Source organism: Bradyrhizobium sp. SZCCT0148 (assembly GCF_018129985.1).
GTDB lineage: Bacteria > Pseudomonadota > Alphaproteobacteria > Rhizobiales > Xanthobacteraceae > Bradyrhizobium > Bradyrhizobium japonicum_H.
Window position 1 is genome coordinate 1,456,022 of record NZ_JAFCKT010000001.1, and the last position, 20,127, is coordinate 1,476,148.

20 protein-coding genes are annotated in these 20,127 nt (G+C 64.4%); 7 read left to right on the forward strand and 13 right to left on the reverse strand.

Translation table 11 applies throughout. From position 1 onward, the window contains the following. Positions 1-79 precede the first annotated feature (79 nt). The 7 genes from mltG to JQ580_RS07085 form a co-directional block, all read right to left on the reverse strand. A complete protein-coding gene (gene mltG, locus JQ580_RS07055) occupies positions 80-1,354 on the reverse strand; it encodes an endolytic transglycosylase MltG (RefSeq protein ID WP_212278931.1) in 1,275 nt (424 codons plus the stop codon). A 125-nt stretch (positions 1,355-1,479) separates the two neighbouring features. Continuing rightward, on the reverse strand, positions 1,480-2,745 hold the full coding sequence (gene fabF, locus JQ580_RS07060) for a beta-ketoacyl-ACP synthase II (RefSeq protein ID WP_212278932.1): 1,266 nt from the start codon (positions 2,743-2,745) through the stop codon (positions 1,480-1,482). A gap of 108 nt (positions 2,746-2,853) precedes the next feature. After that, positions 2,854-3,093, reverse strand: a complete 240-nt coding sequence (locus tag JQ580_RS07065) for an acyl carrier protein (protein WP_008551805.1) — start codon at positions 3,091-3,093, stop codon at positions 2,854-2,856. A 312-nt stretch (positions 3,094-3,405) separates the two neighbouring features. Beyond that, complete coding sequence (gene fabG / locus JQ580_RS07070) at positions 3,406-4,143, reverse strand: 3-oxoacyl-[acyl-carrier-protein] reductase (protein WP_212278933.1); 738 nt, start codon at positions 4,141-4,143, stop codon at positions 3,406-3,408. 11 nt (positions 4,144-4,154) lie between these two features. Next, complete coding sequence (gene fabD / locus JQ580_RS07075; RefSeq protein WP_212278934.1) at positions 4,155-5,114, reverse strand: ACP S-malonyltransferase; 960 nt, start codon at positions 5,112-5,114, stop codon at positions 4,155-4,157. A gap of 187 nt (positions 5,115-5,301) precedes the next feature. Continuing rightward, positions 5,302-6,327: a fatty acid desaturase family protein gene (locus JQ580_RS07080; protein WP_212278935.1), complete on the reverse strand. Its 1,026-nt coding sequence runs from the start codon at positions 6,325-6,327 to the stop codon at positions 5,302-5,304. Between the two features lie 3 nt (positions 6,328-6,330). Continuing rightward, positions 6,331-7,032 (reverse strand): TetR/AcrR family transcriptional regulator C-terminal domain-containing protein, encoded by a 702-nt coding sequence (locus JQ580_RS07085; protein ID WP_212278936.1) that lies wholly within the window; start codon positions 7,030-7,032, stop codon positions 6,331-6,333. A 332-nt stretch (positions 7,033-7,364) separates the two neighbouring features. Here JQ580_RS07085 and rpsF point away from each other — a divergent pair, with 332 nt between their 5' ends. From rpsF to rplI, 4 genes are all read left to right on the forward strand, one after another. Continuing rightward, positions 7,365-7,874: a 30S ribosomal protein S6 gene (gene rpsF / locus JQ580_RS07090; RefSeq protein WP_212278937.1), complete on the forward strand. Its 510-nt coding sequence runs from the start codon at positions 7,365-7,367 to the stop codon at positions 7,872-7,874. A 5-nt stretch (positions 7,875-7,879) separates the two neighbouring features. Then, on the forward strand, positions 7,880-8,119 hold the full coding sequence (gene rpsR, locus JQ580_RS07095) for a 30S ribosomal protein S18 (RefSeq protein ID WP_007592020.1): 240 nt from the start codon (positions 7,880-7,882) through the stop codon (positions 8,117-8,119). A gap of 128 nt (positions 8,120-8,247) precedes the next feature. Next, complete coding sequence (locus tag JQ580_RS07100; protein WP_212278938.1) at positions 8,248-9,219, forward strand: YybS family protein; 972 nt, start codon at positions 8,248-8,250, stop codon at positions 9,217-9,219. Positions 9,220-9,275: 56 nt separating this feature from the next. Next, on the forward strand, positions 9,276-9,872 hold the full coding sequence (gene rplI / locus JQ580_RS07105) for a 50S ribosomal protein L9 (protein ID WP_212278939.1): 597 nt from the start codon (positions 9,276-9,278) through the stop codon (positions 9,870-9,872). A 36-nt stretch (positions 9,873-9,908) separates the two neighbouring features. On the opposite strand, the gene JQ580_RS07110 is transcribed toward rplI, so the two are convergent. The 3 genes from JQ580_RS07110 to JQ580_RS07120 all read right to left on the reverse strand — a co-directional run bounded on the left by JQ580_RS07110 (position 9,909) and on the right by JQ580_RS07120 (position 12,001). Continuing rightward, positions 9,909-10,376 (reverse strand): PaaI family thioesterase, encoded by a 468-nt coding sequence (locus JQ580_RS07110; RefSeq protein WP_212278940.1) that lies wholly within the window; start codon positions 10,374-10,376, stop codon positions 9,909-9,911. Positions 10,377-10,387: 11 nt separating this feature from the next. Then, positions 10,388-10,984, reverse strand: coding sequence for a TetR/AcrR family transcriptional regulator (locus JQ580_RS07115; protein ID WP_212278941.1), 597 nt, complete (start codon positions 10,982-10,984; stop codon positions 10,388-10,390). 108 nt (positions 10,985-11,092) lie between these two features. Then, the gene (locus tag JQ580_RS07120) at positions 11,093-12,001 is read right to left on the reverse strand and encodes a hypothetical protein (protein ID WP_212278942.1); all 909 of its coding nucleotides are present in this window, start codon (positions 11,999-12,001) and stop codon (positions 11,093-11,095) included. 1,115 nt (positions 12,002-13,116) lie between these two features. Here JQ580_RS07120 and JQ580_RS07125 point away from each other — a divergent pair. Together JQ580_RS07125 and alr are read left to right on the forward strand one after the other, a co-directional pair. Further along, positions 13,117-14,625 carry a replicative DNA helicase gene (locus tag JQ580_RS07125; RefSeq protein WP_212278943.1) on the forward strand — a complete coding sequence of 503 codons (1,509 nt, stop codon included), beginning with the start codon at positions 13,117-13,119 and terminating at the stop codon, positions 14,623-14,625. A 46-nt stretch (positions 14,626-14,671) separates the two neighbouring features. Next, positions 14,672-15,949, forward strand: coding sequence for an alanine racemase (gene alr / locus JQ580_RS07130; RefSeq protein ID WP_212279250.1), 1,278 nt, complete (start codon positions 14,672-14,674; stop codon positions 15,947-15,949). Between the two features lie 127 nt (positions 15,950-16,076). Here the strand turns inward: alr and JQ580_RS07135 are convergent, their stop codons facing one another. Beyond that, positions 16,077-16,298 (reverse strand): cysteine rich repeat-containing protein, encoded by a 222-nt coding sequence (locus tag JQ580_RS07135; RefSeq protein ID WP_212278944.1) that lies wholly within the window; start codon positions 16,296-16,298, stop codon positions 16,077-16,079. Between the two features lie 40 nt (positions 16,299-16,338). Here JQ580_RS07135 and JQ580_RS07140 point away from each other — a divergent pair, with 40 nt between their 5' ends. Then, on the forward strand, positions 16,339-17,109 hold the full coding sequence (locus JQ580_RS07140) for an exodeoxyribonuclease III (protein ID WP_212278945.1): 771 nt from the start codon (positions 16,339-16,341) through the stop codon (positions 17,107-17,109). Positions 17,110-17,243: 134 nt separating this feature from the next. On the opposite strand, the gene JQ580_RS07145 is transcribed toward JQ580_RS07140, so the two are convergent. Together JQ580_RS07145 and treZ are read right to left on the reverse strand one after the other, a co-directional pair. Continuing rightward, on the reverse strand, positions 17,244-18,020 hold the full coding sequence (locus JQ580_RS07145) for a potassium channel family protein (RefSeq protein WP_212279252.1): 777 nt from the start codon (positions 18,018-18,020) through the stop codon (positions 17,244-17,246). Between the two features lie 79 nt (positions 18,021-18,099). Further along, on the reverse strand, positions 18,100-20,088 hold the full coding sequence (gene treZ / locus JQ580_RS07150) for a malto-oligosyltrehalose trehalohydrolase (RefSeq protein ID WP_249133952.1): 1,989 nt from the start codon (positions 20,086-20,088) through the stop codon (positions 18,100-18,102). Between the last annotated feature and the right edge of the window lie 39 nt (positions 20,089-20,127).

Below are 20,127 nucleotides of genomic sequence, written 5' to 3' on the forward strand. Positions count from 1 at the left end.
GCATCAAGCCCCGCGAAACTTAAGACTATTTTGCAGGAAAGTGGAATCCGCAAAGTCCGCGGGCAGGTCTGCAGCGCGCCTAGCGCTGGACCACCGGTGGCGAGGGTTGCACCGCGCCCTGCCGCGCCGGCGCCGGACCAGCGGGGCGTGCTGCGGGCGGCTTCTTTTGCTGATTGGGCCGCGCCGGCGTTGCTGCCGTCGGCGTATCTGCAGTTCCGGGCGCTGCGGCGGCCGGCGGCTGCGCGTCCTCGGCCGGCTCCACCGTGTCGTTCTGGATCTGCTTCTCCATCGCGCGGAGCTTGGCGACGTTCTTCTGGTGCGCGTCGTAAGTCTCGGTGAAGGAGTGGCCGCCGGTGCCGTCGGCGACGAAGAAGAGGTCGCGGGTGCGCGCCGGGTTGGCGGCGGCCTCCAGCGAGGCGCGGCCGGGATTGGCGATCGGACCCGGCGGCAAGCCCTCGATCACATAGGTGTTGTAGGGTGACGGCTGCGTGATCTCGCTGCGCTTGATCGGGCGGCCCAGCGTGCCCTTGCCGCCGACGAGGCCGTAGATGATGGTCGGGTCGGACTGCAGCTTGATCCGCTGCTTCAACCGGTTGGTGAACACCGCGGCGACGCGGCTGCGCTCGTCCGGCTTGCCGGTTTCCTTCTCGACGATCGAGGCGAGCGTCACCAGTTGCTCCGGCGTCTTGACCGGAATGTCCTGATTGCGGCGCTCCCAGATCTCGCCGAGCACGCGCTTGTGCGCCTGCTGCATGCGCTGGATCACCTGCTCGCGCGGAGTGCCGCGCGGGAATTTGTAGGTCTCGGGCAACAACGTGCCCTCGCGCGGCAGCTCGCGCACGCTGCCGGTGAAGATGTCGTTGTCGGAAAGGCGTGCCACGATCTGCTCGGAGGTAAGACCTTCCGGAATCGTGACGGCATGCTGCACCACCTTGCCTTCGACGATGGTGGCGATGACGTCGCGGAGCGAGGCGTTCTTCTGGAACGAATATTCACCCGGCTTGAGGTCCGAGCTCGCCTTCAACGCGGCGACGCTGGCAATGAACACCCAGGGATTGACGTCAGTGACGCCTTCCCGGTTCAGCGTCTCGGCGATGTCGCGCTTGCCCGCACGCTGCGGGATGTTGACGATCTTGTCGTCCTTCAACGGCCCGGGCGCTTCCAGCACCTGCCGGCCGTAATAATAGATGCCGCCGGCGCCCAGCATGGCGATCAGCAGGAGGGTGATGATGGCGTTGCCGACGACCACGAATGGATTGCGCGCACGCTCCGACCGCTTCGGCGGCGGCGGGAGCTGCTCAGGCTCAAGCGCTGCCCGCGGACTCCGGGGCGAAATGGGCGGCCTTTCACTCATCAAAACAACCTGAATCCTGCCGGTTCAACCGCGGCCCGACAATCGCTTGCCCTGCCCAATGCACGCGCCCACGTCCATGACTATCGCCGAATACGGCAAAACGGTGGATTTGTTTCAAACTCAAACTAACTGACCAAGCGCCGGAGGATGACCGACGCGTTGGTACCGCCAAAACCAAAGGAGTTCGACAAGGCGACGTTGACCTCTCGCTGCTTCGCCGTGTGCGGCACGAGATCAATCGCGGTCTCCACCGACGGATTGTCCAGGTTGATGGTCGGCGGCACGACATTATCGCGAATCGCGAGAATGGCGAAGATTGCTTCGATCGCACCGGCCGCGCCGAGCAGATGCCCCGTCGACGATTTGGTCGAGGACATCGCAACCTTGGAGGCGGCATTGCCGAGCAGACGCTCGACGGCACCGAGCTCGATCTCGTCACCGAGCGGCGTCGAGGTGCCGTGCGCGTTGATATAGTCGAGATCGGAGGCGGTCAGGCCGGCGCGCTTGAGCGCGGCCGACATGCTGCGGAAGCCGCCATCACCATCGGGCGACGGCGACGTAATGTGATAGGCATCACCCGACAGGCCATAGCCGATCACCTCGGCATAGATTTTGGCGCCGCGGCGCCGGGCGTGCTCGAGCTCTTCCAGCACGAGGACGCCGGCGCCCTCGCCCATCACGAACCCGTCGCGGTCCTTGTCGTAGGGTCGCGAGGCCTTCTCGGGTGTGTCGTTGAAACCGGTCGAGAGCGCACGCGCGGCGTTGAAACCGGCAATGCCGATGCGGCTGATCGGAGATTCAGCGCCGCCCGCGACCATCACGTCGGCATCGCCCAGCGCGATCAGGCGCGCGGCATCGCCGACGGCATGTGCGCCGGTCGAGCAGGCCGTGACCACCGAATGGTTCGGTCCCTTCAGCCCGTGCTTGATCGAGACGTATCCGGAGGCGAGATTGATCAGGCGGCCCGGAATGAAGAACGGCGACACCCGGCGCGGCCCGCGTTCCTTCAAAAGGATCGCAGTCTCGGCGATACCGCTGAGGCCGCCGATACCGGACCCGATCATGGTTCCGGTCGCGCATTTGTCCTCTTCGGACTCGGGATGCCAATTGGCGTCGTCGAGCGCCTGCCCCGCGGCCGCCATGCCGAAGATGATGAAGTCGTCGACCTTGCGCTGGTCCTTCGGCTCCATCCAGATATCAGGATTGAAGCTGTCGTTGGTGCCGTCGCCACGCACGACAGTGCAGGCGTATTGGGTCTGCAGATCGGAGACGTCGAAGCTCTCGATCTTGCGAGCACCACTTTCGCCGTTGAGGATGCGCTTCCAGGTCGGCTCGACGCCACAGCCGAGTGGCGAGACCATGCCGAGACCCGTAACGACGACCCGCCTCATATCCGAAAACTCCGCATCGAAAGATTCACGGCCAATAACAAGAAACCGGCTGACCGCTGGGAAGCGGCCCGTCCGGTTTCAATGTTGTCCCCGCGAAAATGAAGAGCCTTAGCTCTTCGCGTTCTTCTCGAGAAACTTCGTGGCGTCGCCGACGGTGAGAATCGTTTCCGCGGCGTCGTCCGGAATCTCGCAACCGAATTCTTCTTCGAACGCCATCACCAGCTCGACGGTGTCCAGACTGTCGGCGCCGAGGTCGTCGATGAAGCTCGCGTTGTCGACAACCTTCTCGGGTTCAACACCAAGGTGTTCGACCACGATCTTCTTAACCCGTTCGCCAATGTCACTCATTGCATAACCTCGTGTTGTTCCCTGTAGACCCGACCCCCCGGGACGATACGAGCCGTCGTGGTCGCGTTACTTGCCTTCGCTTACGAACTTTGATTTGGCCCCATGCTAACCGATACAGGGCCCGGCGAACGTCGGCCAAGGCTCCGCATCGCCAATATACAGGGTTTCAAAAACCTGCAATGGCGTTCTTTGCCCATCCGTTGGAGGTCCGGTTATCATACTTCAATTGCCTTGACTACAAGCCTCATTTCGCTCCGGAAACGGCCGTTTGCCGCATTCCGGCCGCCCCGAGGGGCGGTGCGGAGCGAGACGTCAGATCATGGCCATACCGCCGTTGACGTGGATCGTCTGCCCGGTGACGTAGGCTGCTTCGTTTGAACTCAGGTAGACGGCGGCCGCGGCGATGTCCTCGGGCGTCCCCAGGCGGGCTGCCGGAACCCTGGTCAGAATCGTTTCGCGCTGCTTGTCGTTGAGCGCATCGGTCATCGGCGTCTTGATGAAGCCGGGCGCGATGCAGTTGGCGGTGACGCCGCGCTTGGCGTATTCGGCTCCCAGCGTCTTGATCATGCCGATCAGGCCCGCCTTCGACGCCGTATAATTGCCTTGCCCGGGATTGCCGGTGACGCCGACCACCGAGGTGATGGCGATGATGCGGCCGAAGCGCTTGCGCATCATCAGCTTTGTGGCGGCGCGCGCCAGGCGGAAAGTCGAGGTCAGATTGATGTTGATGACCTCCTCCCAATCCTCGTCACGAAGCTGCACGAAGAGATTGTCGCGGGTGATGCCGGCGTTGGCGATGAGGATATCGACCTGGCCCATTGCCGCTTCGGCAGCAGGCACCAGCGCCTCGACCTCGTCGGCCTTGGAGAGATTGCAGGGCAGCACAAAGGTGCGCTCGCCGAGCTTGCCGGCCAGCTCGTCCAGCACCTCCTTGCGCGTTCCCGAGATCGCAACCGTCGCGCCCTGCGCATGGAGCGCCTGCGCGATCGCGCCGCCGATGCCGCCGGTCGCGCCGGTAACGAGCGCCTTTTTGCCATTCAGATCGAACATCGATAACTCCTCTAGCCCTGCTTCGCAGCGGCCAATGCATCCTTGGCGGCGGCAATGTCATTCGGTCCGCCGACGGCAACGCCGACAGCGCCGTCGGCAATACGCTTGACGAGTCCCGTCAGCACCTTGCCGGCGCCGATCTCGAAGAAACGGGTGACGCCCTGCCCTGCCATATAGGCAACCGACTCGCGCCAGCGCACCGTGCCGGTCACCTGCTCGACCAGGCGACGGCGGATCTCGTCGGGATCGGTGATGGCGCTCGCCAGCACGTTCGACACCAACGGCGCTGCCGGCGCCTTGATCGTGACATTCGAGAGCGCTTCCGCCATCGCGTCGGCGGCAGGCTGCATCAGCTTGCAGTGGAACGGGGCGGAGACCGGCAGCAACATCGCGCGCTTGGCGCCCTTGGCCTTCGCGATCTCGACGGCGCGATCGACCGCAGCCTTGTCGCCGGAGACGACCACCTGCCCGCCGCCATTGTCGTTGGCGGCCTGGCAGACCTGCCCCTGCGCCGCCTCGCCCGCGACAGCCATGGCAGCCTCGTAGTCGAGACCGAGCAGAGCGGCCATCGCGCCGGCGCCGACCGGGACGGCCTTTTGCATTGCGAGACCGCGGGTGCGAAGCAGACGGGCAGTATCCGAAACCCTCAGGCTGCCGGCCGCTGCCAGCGCCGAATATTCACCGAGCGAGTGGCCGGCAACGAAGGCGGCATCCCGCCCCACGGAAAAATCCGCTTCAGCTTCCAACACACGCAGGGTGGCGATCGAGACCGCCATCAGCGCCGGCTGGGCGTTCTGCGTGAGTTGAAGGGTTTCTGCCGGACCATCCCAGATGATTGCCGTCAGCTTCTCTCCGAGCGCGGCATCGACCTCGTCGAACACGGCCCGCGCGACCGGAAAAGCGTCGGCCAGGGCCTTGCCCATGCCGACCGCCTGGGAACCCTGCCCAGGAAATGTAAATGCAGCCGTCATCGGCGCTCCCTGCTTGTCGGGCACGATCCCGTTCGAGGACCGGCAGCCGTTTACACGCGGCCTTTACGCACGGCCCTGGGCCGTAGTTCCGGATCATGCTCCAAAGGGGGCCGTAGACACTGTCAGGGGCCGGACTGTCAAGCCGCGGCGAAACTCCTGGCCGGCATTCAACTGGGGATACGTCCCGTCAAAATCCACCGGCGGTCTGGTTGGCATCAACCTCTGCTCCAGCCCGCGCACGGCGCGCGCTGCTCGCCAACTGCCCCGGCTGATCCTCCCTGTCCGGCCTTGCCGTCGCCAGCCGCAGCACCGCTGCGTAATTCGGCTGCACCTCCATGCGGCCAGCGTGCCGGCTGTCGCTCAGCAGGCGATGGACCTTCGGCAGATTGTAGCAGGGCACGTAGAACAGCAGATGATGCTCGAGGTGGTAGTTCACGTAGTAGGGCGCGATGAACAGGCGTTCGAGAACATTGGCATGCGTGGTGCGGGTGTTGCGCAGGGGATCGCCACTGTCAGGCACGACGGCATGCTCCGCAATGTTGCGAATGCGGGTGATGACCATCATCCAGGTCAGAAGCGGCACCAGCCAGAGCAGCGGATAGGCCCACCACACGCCGGCCGCCGCGAGCGCTGCGAACATCGCGGTGTTGACGATGCATTGCGGGCCGAGCTTCTCCCAAAAATGCGCCGCGCGCTGGCGCCACGGCCAGTCCTTCGGACCGAGCGCGTTGAGCAGCTGTGACTTGCGCTGCTGGTATCCGGTTTGCCCGGTGATGTCGCGAATGAACTTGCGGCGATAGCTCAGCTTCGTAATCGGAAACGGCGCCGACAGCACGAGATCGGGATCATCGTCCTGCTGGGTGTGCGCATGGTGTTGAAGGTGATAGCGCCGGTAGCTGCGGGTCTCCGCAAAAATTGGGTAGGCACAGAACCACTGGCTCAGGGCCAGATTGGTTTTCTCGTCGGCGGTCAGACAGCCATGCGCGCCGTCATGCATCAGGATCGCAAGGCCGAGCTGGCGCGAACCGATGATCGCGACAGCGAGGACATAAGTGACCGGATTTGGCCACCACGCGACCAAGGCGATCGCACCGATGATGAGCGCCCAGGCGTGCGCGATCAGCGCGACGCCTTTCCAGGTCACGCGCTGGCGCACGTCGGCAAGCTGGGCGTCGCTCAGGAAATCGCGGGCACGCATGCGAAGCGCGGTCATGGCCTAGCCTTCCTCGTTCGAATTGCCTGCGTCGTCATCGACGAGACGCAGAGGTGTCGCGTCGCCGGTGGTTTTCGCCTGCTCGCCGAGCACGCGCAGCATCTCGGCGCAGAGCGCCTCCGGCGAACGCCCCATGGCGTAGCCTTCGAGAATGATTCCGATCGCAACGGCCCAGAACCGCCGCGAGCTTTCGTCGGGCGCGCGCAGCGAGCGCCAGCCGTGCCGCGCCACTTGGCTCGCATAGGCACGCGCGCCTTCGCCGTGAAGGCGCTCGATCGTGCGCTCGACCAGCGGTGCGAGGTCCTGGCGGCGCCGCGTCAATGTCAGCGCTTCGGCGAAAAACGCCACGGAATCGCTCGCCGTCACGGTCTCCGCCAGCGCATGCGTGTAGTCCCGCGGCGTGCGCGCCTTAAGCGCCGCCTGCTCGGTCGCGCGCGCCAGATACAGCAGCTCGCGGCAGGCGCATTCGACGAACAGCGCCTCCTTGGTGCGGAAATAGTAGGTGATCTGGCTCGGGAATGCGTCCGCGGCCGCCGCGATATCGGTTATCGCCGTACCTGACAGCCCCCGTTCCCGAAACAAGGGGCTCGCCGCATCCAGCAGCAGCGAGCGCATCTTGCGGCCGGCCGACCGGGTGGCCCGCGCAGCGTGCTTGGGGTCACCCGTCGAAGCCTCGAACGGAGCCTGGATCGCCTCACCCGTCATCAGAGCCTCCCGAAGCACTATTTGTATGCTATACAAACAAATAGATCAAGCGGGTTTGGGGGGACCTGGCCGTCTCGGCGGTATCGTCTGGCCCAAAACGAGGGGTTGAAACCTTGCAAAGCCGGCCAAAATCCGTATAAGGCGCGCATCCGCAGACCCCGGCCGGGAGCTGAACGGACGGTCTCAGCAAATCATTCGTGATTTTGGTGTGGCAGGGCCAGTCGGCCCGTCGTCCCGTGTTTCCGCCTTCTGAGCTTAATCCCAGAGTCCTTTCCGAAGGCCTCTTAAGGGCTTGACGCCGGGCGATGCGCCAACATGAGGAAAGGACCACCATGGCTCTTTATGAGCATGTCTTTCTCGCGCGTCAGGACGCGAGCACGCAGCAGGTCGAAGAGCTGACTGCGCAGATGACCGGTATCGTCGAGGGTCTCGGCGGCAAGGTTACCAAAACCGAGAATTGGGGCGTACGCTCCCTCACCTACCGTATGAACAAGAACCGCAAGGCGCACTTCGTGCTGCTCAACATCGACGCGCCGTCCGCGGCGATCGCCGAGATCGAGCGCCAGGAGCGCATCAGCGAAGACGTGATCCGCTATCTCAGCGTCCGCGTCGAGGAACTCGAGGAAGGCCCGTCCGCGATGATGCGCAAGGCGGACCGTGACCGCGAGCGCGACGACCGTGGCGGCGGCTTCCGTGGCGACCGCGAAGGCGGTGGCTTCCGCGGCGACCGCGAGGGCGGTTTCCGTGGCGGCGATCGTGAGGGTGGTGGCTTCCGCGGTGACCGCGGCCCGCGCCGTCCGCGCGAAGACGCTGAAACCACGACCACGACGGATGGGGAGTAAGAACAATGGCTGAAGCTGGTGCACGCCGCCCGTTTTTCCGTCGTCGCAAGAGCTGCCCGTTCACGGGCGCCAATGCTCCCAAGATCGACTACAAGGACTCCAAGCTGTTGATGCGTTACGTCTCCGAGCGCGGCAAGATCGTGCCGAGCCGCATCACCGCGGTGTCCGCGAAGAAGCAGCGTGAACTCGCCCGCGCGATCAAGCGCGCGCGGTTCCTGGGCCTGCTGCCCTACGTCATTCGTTAAGACCAATTCAGCCGGCGGCGACATCGCCTCCGGCTGCACTCTTTAAGTTTCATAAGGCTCCCGGGCCGTCCGGTTGCCGATGGTTGGGGCGAAACGCCTCTAACCGCTCGAAGGGAGCGGGACAGCTGATGATGGCCTTTGTGCTCATAGCCCTGATCGCCGGCGCCGCGTCGGCTCTGATGTTCGCCTCGATCATTTCGGGCGCGCTGATCTCGCTCGTCCTGTTCTATCTCGCACCGCTGCCGCTGATGGTCGCCGCGATCGGCTGGGGGCCGCTTTGCGCGAGCCTCGGCGGCATTGCTGCCGCGATCGGCCTCGGTGCCCTGTTCGGCCTGCCCTATTGCATCGCCTTCGCCGTTACCGTCGCACTGCCGGCGTGGTGGCTCGGCCATCTCGTCCTGCTCAGCCGTCCAGTCGGACAGGCCGCGCCGGACGCCGCTGCGACCGCCGAGCCCGAGCTCGAATGGTATCCGGTCGGCCGCATGCTGCTGTGGCTCGCGGGCTTCGCCACGCTGACCACGATTGCCGCCCTGCTCACGCTTGGGACCGACGCCGAGACCATCCTCGGCGCGCTGCGGCGCGGCCTGATGCGCATGCTCCGGGCCGCCGACCCGCAAAGCTCCGGCGAGGCGGGTCAGTTCGTCGATGCGTTGGTGCGGATCGCACCGGCCGGGGCCACCATCATCACTATGATGACGCTGACCCTCAACCTCTGGCTCAGCGCCAAGATCACGGCGACCTCGGGCCGGCTACGGCGACCGTGGCCGGACATGAAGACGGTGGAGCTGCCGCCGATGACGCTGGTGGCGCTTTGTATCGCGCTTGCCTTCTGCTTCACCGGCGGACTGCTCGCGATCGCCGCACAGATCACCGCGACCGCGCTGATGATGGGCTATGCGCTGACCGGCTTTGCCGTGCTGCATACGCTCACGCTGGCATTGAAGAGCCGCACGTTCTGGCTCGGCTCGACCTACGCCGTCGTGGTCGTGTTCGGATGGCCCGTGATCGCGATGGTGATCCTCGGACTTGCGGATGCCATGTTCGGCTTCCGCGAACGCTTCCTGCGCAGCCGGCAACCACCTCCGCTGCCGACCCCCTGAGTTCAAGCCGAAACCGTAACTGAAACCATACAGAGCACTTCAAAAGGAGAACGAATATGGAAGTCATTTTGCTGGAACGCGTCAACAAGCTCGGCCATATGGGCGAAGTCGTGAAGGTTCGCGATGGCTATGCCCGCAATTTCCTGCTCAAGCGCGGCAAGGCGCTGCGCGCCACCGCCGACAACCGTGCCAAGTACGACGGCATGAAGGCAGACCTCGAAGCCCGCAACCTCGCCTCGAAGGGCGAAGCGTCCAAGGTCGCCGAGAAGATCTCGGGCAAGAACATCATCGTGATCCGCCAAGCCTCCGAAGCCGGCCAACTGTTCGGCTCGGTCAATGTGCGTGACATCGTGGTCGCGTTTGAAGCCGACGGCATCTCGCTGGCTCGCCCGCAGGTCCAGCTCGACGCACCGATCAAGACCATCGGCAAGCGCTCCATCACCGTCGCCGTCCACCCCGAGGTCGAGGTCGAGATCACCGTCACGGTCGCGCGCAGCCAGGACGAGGCCGAGCGCATCAACCGCGGCGAGGACATCTCGACCCGCAACGAGGACCGCGACGCGGCCGCCGAGGCGATCGCCGCCGCCGGCGAGTTCTTCGATCCGGAAGCCGAGCAGGACGTCGAGCCGGCGCCGGCTGCGGAAGAGAAGTAAGCCTCTTAGTCCTGCGCGAAGCGAAGCCCGGTCGCCTCAGGCGGCCGGGTTTTTCGCTTTTGCGGCGACGTCCTCGCTCAACATCGCGATCGAGGCCAACGCCGTTGCCGTGTGCTTCTCGACACCGTCGCTGACGCAGAACACGTCGGCCGCGACCACCGACACCTGCCGCCCAGGCTTGATCACCCGGGCACGACATACCAGCTTCTCGCCGACGGCGGGCGAGAGCAGATTGAGCTTGTATTCCGCCGTCAGCGCCTGCTGGCCACGCGAGGTCGCGGCTGCGATCGTCGTGGCATTGTCGACCAGGAAGGCGGTGACGCCGCCGTGGAAGAAGCCGTGCTGCTGCAGCAGTTCGGGACGGCGATCCACGGCAATCGTGCAGGTGCCGCGCGACAATTCCGAAAGCTCGGCGCCGACCAGGTTCATGAAGCCTTGCCGGCCGACATTGGCGTGAATGCGTTCGGCGACTGCCGCGAATTCGGGATCTGCTTCGGCGTGCATGAGGCTTCTCCTTATGTCCTGTTGATGCGTTCGGGCGGCCGCAGCGCACGGCTGGCGCAGGCAATCAGCGTATCGGCCTCGACGCGCGGATCCGCGCGGTCGCGTCCCGACAGGAAAGCGCGGCAGAAAATCTGCGCGGGGCCGATGAGCTGGCTCACGAACATCACCGGCGTCATCGGCAACAGCTCGCCGTTTGCAACCAGCGGCGCGCGCCAACGCTCGATGCCTTCGGCGAGCCGTGCATTCTGCGCACGCTGGGCGTCGCGGACGTCCTCGCCCCATTCGCTGCGCGAAATCTCGAACAAATAGCGCGCCTCGCGCCGGCTGGTCACGACCCAGTCGAGATGGGCCCGGATCAGCCGACCGATGCCCTGCTCCGCATCGGGCACGGGATCGAGCGCCGCCAGCACCGCAGCGTGATAGTGCCGCAAGACCTCCAGGAACAGCGCGCCGGCGAGCTCCTTCTTCGAGGCAAACGCGTGGAAGAAACTGCCATTGGAAGCGCGCGCCCGGGTGCGGATCGCGGCCACCGTCGCGGCTTCAAAGCCGACGCGGTCGAACACGATCAACCCGGCTGCCAACAGGTCGTCCCGCATGGTCGCCGTCATCAAGGCCTCCTAGAGTATCACTCTAGAGCAACGCTCTAATGATGGTCAAGACGATACGGAGGCCGCGATGAACGCGGCCTCCGTATGTTCATCAGAAAACAGGCTGGCTCAGCGCGAGATCGGCGGCGCAGGCGGACCGGAGGACTCGGCTGGCGCGGCAGGCGGGGCTGCGGCGGTGGCAGGCGAAGCCGGCTGCTGCGGCTTGGCCGACGGTTCGGAGCTGGCCGCAGGCGCCGCCGGCTTGGAAGCAGGCTCTTCCGCCGGTTTGGAAGCGGCCGGCTCGGCGGGCTTCGCGGCGGCCGGGGCAGCCGGCGTCACGGCCGGGACCGGATCGGGCCGCAGCGCCGGAGCCTCATTGCCGCGGGGCTCGACCTTGGCGCTATCGGGCTTCGCCTCATCGGACTTCGGCTCGGGCTTGGATTCCAGCTTGGGCTCGATCTTCTTCTCTTCAGCGACCGGCGCAGCGGCGTCGGCCTTCGGCGCTTCCTCGGTGCCGGGCTTGGCGCGCCGCTTGGCCTTGCGTCCTTCGGGCGCAGCCTGCCCCTCGGGCTTCGTGCCCTCCTCGGCGGGACGTGCGGCCCGCTTCTGGCGCGCACCTTCCGCGGCGGGAGCGGCCTCGCCATCCGGCTTGGCGGCCTCATGGGCGCGCGGGCGGCGTCCCTGATGATCGGGATTGGAGCTGGCGTCCTTGTCCTTGGCGGCGTCCTTCTTGTCCTTGCCGTCCTTGGCCTGATAGCGCGTATCGGCGGCGCCGTTCGAGACCAGATAGGAGGCGAGCACGCCCGCCATGTCCGAGCTCGTGGTGTAGTGCTGCCGCAGGAAGCCCGGCAGCGAGCCCGGCGCGACGGACTTCAGAAGTCCGCGCGGGCTCTTGTGACACGCGTTGCAGGTCTGCGAGAAAATCTGGGACGGAGTCTTGCCGGCCTCGAGGTTGGTCACCTGCGCAAAAACGGCATCGACCGCGCCGAAGCCGGTCAGAAGCAACACCGTCGCGAGGCTGAGCGCTCGGCTCGACATTCCCATCATCTCCATTGAATTCCGAGAGTGCAGCCGGCGCCGGGCGCGGCGGCGGGTCACCTTTTATCCGATTGAGCCACGAATGGAAGCAGGCACCCCACGCAAGGATGTGATTAAGCCGCTTGAGAATATCGGCTGTGAACTCAGCGCATTAGGGCAGCCGATACCGAAGGCGCGGCCGAGTGCACCGTGCAGACCTCCGACGTGTTGCTGGTGACGCGCGACCACATGCCGCGTGAAGAGACCCGGCAAGCCCGCCAAGGCTTGAGCAAACCCACGGGGTCATTGCTGGTGAATAAATTCTAGTGCCGGAGGGTCGAAATCTGGCAGGAGCGGATACCGGCTGTTAACGCCAGCTGCGCCCGCATTTCGACGAGAATTTCGGGGGCGACAGGCTGGCGACGGGTTTCGGGCCGTTCCGCGTGCTCCATGGCTGCAATCAGTCCCGAGAGCCAAAGCCGGCTGGCGGCTTCGCTCCGCCAAATCTGGTGCCGCCGTTCTGGCCGCATGGCCTGCCTCGCTCCTGTTCACGGATCGCGGGAGACAATTCCCTTCTCCGCCTGCCTGTTCCGTCCATACCCCCGAAAGAATCCGGGGAGATGTGATCCAATTCACATAAGTCTGGTCGGGCCTGGCTTAGACCGTCGCCATGAGCAAAGAGACCCAAACCTCATTCGACGTGCAGGACGACCTCCGCACCGATTTTGCCCTGATCGTTACCGGCGTCGGGGCGGCTCTGGCGGCGCTGGTCTACCTCCTGCTGATCTGAAGGCGAGCCGAGAGCCGCCAGCGTGCGTCATTCCGCGCGCCTCAGGATTCGTCTGTGAGCCGATCCCTGAGGTTCACGCGATTCGGACATTTCGGTAGAGCTTCATCGCCGGAACTGCGCCGCCCAAGTTCCCACCAAAATCTCAGCGTTCTCAATTGCTTTTGAATGTCGTCGTCATCGAGCGCGGCCTTCTTTGGGAATTCCGGCGTCAAGGCGTTGACAGCACATGATCAGAGGATTCACACCGCACATTGTGTGAATCGGGCATAAGGCACGGGAGCGCTTTCTCCGAGGCAGAGAGAAGCGCTTTATCCCCGGCCCGCGCTCCCAACAACAAGCATGAACTATGGCTCTGACTGACTCCAACGTCCTCAAGCTCGCGCCCGAGCCCGGCACGCCCGCCTACCGGAGCGCGCCGCATAATATCGAAGCGGAACAGAGCCTTCTGGGCGCGATCCTGGTCAACAATGATGCTTTTTACCGTGTCTCCGACTTCCTCGAGCCGAAGCATTATTTCGAGCCGCTGCACCAGACCATCTACGAGACCGCTGCCAGCCTGATCCGGATGGGCAAGATCGCCACGCCCGTGACGCTGAAGACGTTCCTGCCCGCCGACACCGACGTCGGCGGTATGACCATCGGGCAGTATCTTGCGCGCCTCGCGGCCGAAGCGACCACCATCATCAACGCCCAGGACTACGGCCGCACCATCTACGACCTGGCGCTGCGCCGCGACCTGATCGGCATCGGCGAGGACATGGTCAATGTCGCCTATGACGCGCCGGTCGACTTCGCGCCGCGGGCGCAGATCGAGGATGCCGAGCGCCGCCTCTACGAACTCGCCGAGTCCGGCCGCTATGACGGCGGCTTCCAGAAATTCTCCCAGGCACTGGCGGTCGCGGTCGATCTCGCCGCAAAGGCGTTCCAGCGCGACGGCAAGCTGTCGGGCATCTCGACCGGCATGCGCGACCTCGACACCAAGATGGGCGGCCTGCAGCACTCCGACCTCATCATCGTCGCGGGCCGTCCCGGCATGGGCAAGACGTCGCTGGCGACGAACATCGCCTACAACGTCGCGCAAGCCTATGTTCCCGAGATCCAGGCGGATGGCACCACGAAGGCGGCCAATGGCGGCGTGATCGGCTTCTTCTCCTGCGAAATGTCGGCCGACCAGCTCGCAACCCGTATCGTGGCGGAGCGCACCGGCATTCCCTCCTCCCACATCCGACGCGGCGGCATCTCGGAAGCCGATTTCGAAAAGATCCGGGAGGTCTCGATCGAGCTGCAATCGCTGCCGTTCTATGTCGACGCGACCGGCGGCCTGTCGATCGCGCAGCTGATGGCGCGCGCGCGCCGCTTGAAGCGACAGAAGGGCCTCGACCTGCTGGTGATCGACTACATCCAGCTGCTGTCGGGTTCGGGCAAGCGGAGCGACAATCGCGTGCAGGAAATCACCGAGATCACGACCAGCCTGAAGGCGCTGGCGAAGGAACTCAACGTTCCCGTGATCGCGCTGTCGCAGCTGTCACGACAGGTCGAGTCCCGCGACGACAAGCGGCCGCAGCTCTCCGACCTCCGTGAATCCGGCTCGATCGAGCAGGACGCCGACGTCGTGCTGTTCGTGTATCGCGAGGAATATTACCTCGCCATGAAGGAGCCGCGCCCCGGCACGCCTGAACACGAGAAGTGGCAGCTCGACATGAGCCTTGCGCACGGAAAGGCCGAGGTCATCATCGGCAAGCAGCGTCACGGCCCGACCGGCACCGTCGACCTGGCCTTCGAAGCCTCGGTCACGCGGTTCGGCGACCTCGCCCCCGACAGTCAGCTCCCGGCCCGCAGCGGCAACGACTACTGAGTTCCTTGAACAGGACCTGCCTCTTGCGTAAAACGACGCCATGACACTGGCGTCCGACCCGAAAACCATCTCGCAATCCGGCCTTCTCTCCGCGGAGGCCAATCAGGCTGCCGCGCTCGCTGCCTATGGCGGCGTGCTGACTGTCGATCTCGACGCCATCATCGCCAACTGGCGCAAGCTCGAGAAGACCGCGGTGCCGGCCGAATGCTCGGCGGTGATCAAGGCCGACGCCTATGGCTGCGGCGCAGCCGAGGTCGCGCGTGCGCTGAGCAAGGCCGGCTGCAAGACCTTTTTCGTCGCCACCGTCGAGGAAGCGCGCAAGGTGCGCGCCGCCGTCCCTGAGCCCACGATCTACGTGCTCGGCGGCTATTTCCAGAACACCGGCGAGCACTACGCCAAGATCAATTGCCGCCCCGTGATCGGCGACCTCAACGAGCTCGCCGAATGGGACGTGTTCTGCCGGCGCACCGGCTGGACCGGCGGTGCGGCGATCCACATCGACACCGGCATGAACCGGCTCGGCCTGACATTGTCGGAAGCGCAGGCCATCATCCCGCGGATCAATGCCGGCGATCACGGCATCACGCTGGTGATGAGCCATCTGGTCTCGGCCGAGCAGCTCAACAGCCCGGTGAACGCCAAGCAGCTCGCTGCCTTCCGCAGCATCGCCAGCGAATTCTCCAGCGTGCCTGCGGCGCTCGCCAACTCCTCCGGCATCTTTCTCGGCGCGCCCTTCCAGTTCGACATGGTGCGGCCGGGCGCCGCCCTCTACGGCGTCAACCCGACGCCGGAGGCCGACAATCCGATGCAGCCGGTGGTCGATCTCAAGGCGCGCATCGTGCAGATCCGCACCATCGAGCGCGGCGAGAGCGTCGGCTATGGCGGCACCTGGACCGCGCGACGGCCGACGAAACTGGCGATCATCGCGGTCGGCTATGCCGACGGCTATTTCCGCGCCGCCAGCTCCAATGACGGCACCCGCGGTGCGGAAGTCATCGTCGCCGGCAAACGTTGCCCGGTCGCCGGCCGCGTCTCGATGGACCTCATCGCGATCGACATCACCGATCTGCCGACGAACGCGGCGCGGCGCGGCCATATGGTGACGCTGCTCGGCGACGGCATTACCGTCGACGAGCTCGCGCATCATTTCGGCACCATCGGCTATGAGGTGTTGACCAGCCTCGGCCACCGCTACGCCCGCCTCTACAAGGGCGGCAATGTAGAGGAGCCGCTGGTAAAGCCGACCCCGGCGAGCACAGCTGAGCAACCGCCCTCCCCGCCACCGATCGAGCAACCCGCGGCACCGCCGCCGCTACCTGGCTAACGATACTCTCGTGCGCGCTGCGCGGCGTTGTGCGCTGCTGAGCCGGGGTCCATCTCTCAAAATCCGAGCACGCTGCCTTTCTGCGCCCCGGCTCGCGCTGCGCGCGTCCGGGAGACGAAGGGATCGCTTACTTCTTCTTCCTGTTGTCCAGAGCGGACTTGCAGGTCGCGCTGAGCTGGTCGCGCTTGTCGGTGAGGCAAGCGACGACGCGGCCGCCACCGGGCGCGATGCCGGCGCAGAATTTGTCATAGTCTGCCTTGCACGCACCGCGCGGGTCGGACGATTGTGCCGACGCAGCCCCAGAGAACGCGAGGGCGACGACGATGGCGGCAAAGTTCAACTTGGACATTGTATCTCCGGATACGGAAGGCAGGAGCGGGTAGCTCTACATGAAGATCGCGACATTCAACATCAACAACGTCAACCGCCGCCTGCCCAATCTGTTGGCATGGCTGCGCGCGGCAAAGCCCGATGTCGTCGCGCTTCAGGAATTGAAGGCAAGTGATGGCGATTTTCCGGCGGCCGCGATCGAAAAGGCCGGCTATGGCGCAGTGTGGCGCGGACAAAAGACATGGAACGGTGTCGCCATCCTCGCCCGCGGTGCAGAGCCCATTCTCACCCGCGACCGCTTGCCTGGAAAGCCCAGCGATCTCGAAGCCCGCTACATCGAGGCTGCCGTGCGCGGAATCATCGTCACCAGCATCTATCTCCCGAACGGCAATCCGCAGCCGGGACCGAAGTTCGACTACAAGCTGGACTGGTTCGCCCGCCTCAGGCGCCACGCCCGGAGCTTCATCAAGCAGGATTTGCCCGTGGTGCTCGCCGGCGACTACAACGTCGCGCCAACCGAGATCGACATCTATCCGACGCGCTCATGGGACAAGGACGCGTTGATCCAGCCGAAGAGCCGCGCGGCCTATGCCTCACTCGTCTCGCAGGGCTGGTGCGATGCGATCCGCGAACTGCATCCTGAAAAGCGCATCTACACGTTCTGGGACTACAAACGGAACCGCTGGCCGCGCGACTCGGGGCTGCGGCTCGATCATCTCCTGCTGAGCCCAGCGCTGGTCTCACGGCTGACGAAGGCGGGGGTGGACAAGAAGGTGCGCGGTGAGGATGGGGCGAGCGACCACGCTCCGGCATGGGTGGTGTTGCGATAATGCTTGCAGCGGCTCGGCCGGCGCAAAAATCGCGAAAACAACCCCATGCACAGTAGCCGACGCCAGTCGTTTCAATGACTTAGAGCCTCCTGAATCTTGCGTCGATGCGCCACACATCCGGCGGTCGGGGCGCTTCAGGTCGCGCCTTCATCGGGAATATTGAGGAGGACACCGCAGGCCTTGCAATGCACGGCGTCGGCGTCGTGCCTCTGCAGCCCGCAATCCGGACATGGAAATCGCACTTTGTTGGGACTGAGAAGCGCGCGGGCGAGATTAAAGAAAAGGGTGACGCCGAAGATCATGATCACGACGGTGATGAGACGGCCAAGCGTTCCCGGCAGCGTGATGTCGCCGAAGCCGGTCGTCGTCAGCGCCGTAACCGTGAAATACAGCGCATCGGCGTAGTTGTGGATATGTTCGTTACGAAACTTCTGGGTCTCGTAAACGATGCCGGTCATGACGAAGATGAAGACGGCGAGGTTCGTGACAGCGAAGATGACCTCTTCGTTGCGACGAAAAAACGGAGAGTCGATCCGGAGCCTCGCGAGCATCTGATAGTCGCGAAGCAGCCCCAACGTTCGCAGGATCCGGAGGAAGCCGCCGGCCTCACCGGCAAGCGGTGCCAGGAAGGATACGATCGCGACCATGTCAGCCCAGGTCGCCAGCTGACGAAATTTCCGGAATGGATGGCGGCCGGCGAGCAGTCGTGCCGAAAAGTCGGCAAGCAACAGCACGCCGAAGAGCACGTCGAGCGTCTCGAGGACCTCGCTGGGATGCAGGAACGAGGTGGCGATGATGAACAGCACCGTCACGATATCGAAAGCGAGCAGCGCATAGCGGAAACGCACGCCATTCGGCGTAGCGCCCTCATACAGCCGCCGGACGTCGCTTCTGAGAGACAGCAGGGTCACGGCTTCATGATCGCGATTTGCCCAGACAATTGCAACCAGATCCGGTCGAGACAGGCGCGCTCGATGTCGCGGTGAAAGGTCATGGCCGACCAAGCCGAACGATGATGTCGCCCGGCAGCAACGCCTTCTCTTCAGCCGGCCCTCCCCGCCAAAGGCATTCGCCCACCAGCAGCTTCGGCATGGGCAGCGGCCGGTCGGCAAAGTTCGCGACAATCTGCAACGTGTTGCCCTTCCCTGTCGTCCAGCGCACGTCGATCCCGCCCTGATGCGGGTGATCGCCGAGCAGTTCGCGGTGCGCAGACATGAAACCTTGTTCGATCAGCGGCACGATCTTCTCGCGCCGGATCGTTAGCAGCCGCGACGTCAACGCTCGAAACCGCGCGCAGCGGGGAGACCGATCGATGTCGTTCCAGTCAAGCTTCGAGGCATGAAAAGTCCTCTCGTCGCACGGATCCGGAATTCTGGCGCGCATCTCAGGCGTCGAGAATGACTTGAAGTGCGAGAACTCCTTGCGCCGTCCTTCCCGCGTCAGCTCGGCGGCTTCTTCCTTCCAGTCTGCGAAGAACAGGAACGGCGTTTCGACCGCCGCTTCCTCCCCCATGAACAGCATCGGAATGTGCGGATTGAGCAGGACCAGCGCCATGGCCTGGCCAAGCTTGTCCGGGCTGACCAGTTTGGACAGTCGTTCACCCAAGGCCCGGTTACCGATCTGGTCGTGGTTCTGCGCGAAGAAGATCGTCGCTTCCGGCGGCAGATGGGCGCTCGGCTCGCCGCGAGGTTCGTCATGAAGCGCGAAGACCTCGCCTTGGTAGGCAAAGCCTTCGGTAAGCGATCGCGCAAGATGTTCAAGCGGCTTGTCCGCAAACGCGCGGTAATATCCCTCGTCTTCTCCCGTCAACAGGACATGAAGCGCATTGTGGAAATCGTCACCCCACTGAGCGTCGTAATGTCTGGGGCGTCGTCCCTCCGCGCGATCCAGCAAATGCGCCTGGTTGGCCTCGTTCTCCAGCATCAGATGCACGCGCCTGCCCGGCAATTCATGGCGGATGGTCTCGGCAAGCTCGGTGAGAAAGTGCCGATCGGAATCGTCCTTCAGCGCGTGCACCGCATCGAAGCGCAGCCCGTCGAAGCCGTAATCACGCAGCCACATCAGCGCGTTCCCGATCAGGAATTCGCGCACCAGGGCGCCGTCTCGTCCCTCCAGGTTGACGGCAGGCCCCCAGCCGGTGGTGTGACGCCGGGTGAAGAAATTCTCCGCGTAGCTGTGAAGATAATTCAACTGCGGCCCAAAATGGTTATGGACCACGTCGAGATAGACCATGATGTCCAGCGCGTGAGCCGCCCGCAAAAGCCGCTTGAGATCCTGCGGCCTGCCGTAGCGCGCATTGGGCGCATTCAGCAGCACCCCGTCATAGCCCCAATTGTACTGGCCGGGGACATCGTTGATCGGCATCAGCTCGATCGCGGTGATGCCGAGATCGCGCAGATAGGGCAACCGTTTCTCGACGCCGGCATAGGTCCCCTCCTCGCTGAAGGTGCCGACGTGCAGCTCATAGATCACGGCTTCCGACCATGCACGACCCGGATAAACAACGGAATCACGCAGCGTCGCCGTATCGACCACTTCGCTTGGTGCGCCGACATCATCCGGCTGGAAGAAGGAGGCCGGGTCCGGGACGATCAGGTCCTCGTTGATCCTGAACTGATAGCGCGTGCCGGCATGCGCAGTCGGGCTAAGCAGCTGATACCAGCCATCGTCATCGCGCGACATCCGTTGCGCGGGTCGGCCGGCCTCCAGCAATTCCACCGAGCGGGCCGACGGGGCCCACAGGTTGAAGCTCACCCCATGATCGACGATGTGAGCACCGTGGCGCCGAGCCTGGCCGGCTAGTCCCAATCTTTGTATCAAGTTCGTCTGCCTTCGCCTGCAAGGTCCGAGGACGGCATGCCCTGGATGAAGTGCCATCGGCGAACCGTCACGAGTATTTAAGGATGCCTGGGGACAGGAAAGCTGACGTTCGTATATTCGTTCCTCGCAACAGTCGTGCGCGCGTCCACATTTCTTCATGCATTCCGCCAAGTAAGCTCGGTTGGCCGACGCGGCTCA